Source organism: Streptomyces antioxidans (assembly GCF_000968685.2).
Classification (GTDB): domain Bacteria; phylum Actinomycetota; class Actinomycetes; order Streptomycetales; family Streptomycetaceae; genus Streptomyces; species Streptomyces antioxidans.
Genome location: NZ_LAKD02000236.1, coordinates 1 through 285, shown reverse-complemented (window position 1 = coordinate 285; position 285 = coordinate 1). Strand labels below are relative to the sequence as shown.

General features: G+C 64.2%; 1 protein-coding gene. It reads right to left on the bottom strand.

Annotated elements, in window-relative coordinates; translation table 11 throughout:
- Positions 1-273, bottom strand: a 273-nt coding sequence (locus tag VT50_RS37920; RefSeq protein ID WP_276207367.1) for an acyltransferase domain-containing protein, incomplete at its 3' end; no start/stop codon positions are given.
- Between the last annotated feature and the right edge of the window lie 12 nt (positions 274-285).

Sequence of the window (285 nt, the reverse complement as noted above, 5' to 3'; positions counted from 1 at the left end):
CGACACCACCGCCCCACCACCCGACCCATCCACCGCACCCAGAACCGGCGCCCAATCAACAGCCACCCCATGGACATGCAACTGAGCAAGCGAGGTCAGAACCTGCCGGAGCGTGTCCTGATCACGACGCAAAGTGCCGGTCACCACCGCTTGACCACCAGCAGCCTCCACCGCCTCCTCCACACCCACCGTCAACACCGGATGCGCACTCACCTCAACAAAAGCCCCATAACCCTCAGCGACCAGAACATCCACCGCCTCAGCAAACCGCACCCGCTGCCGCAG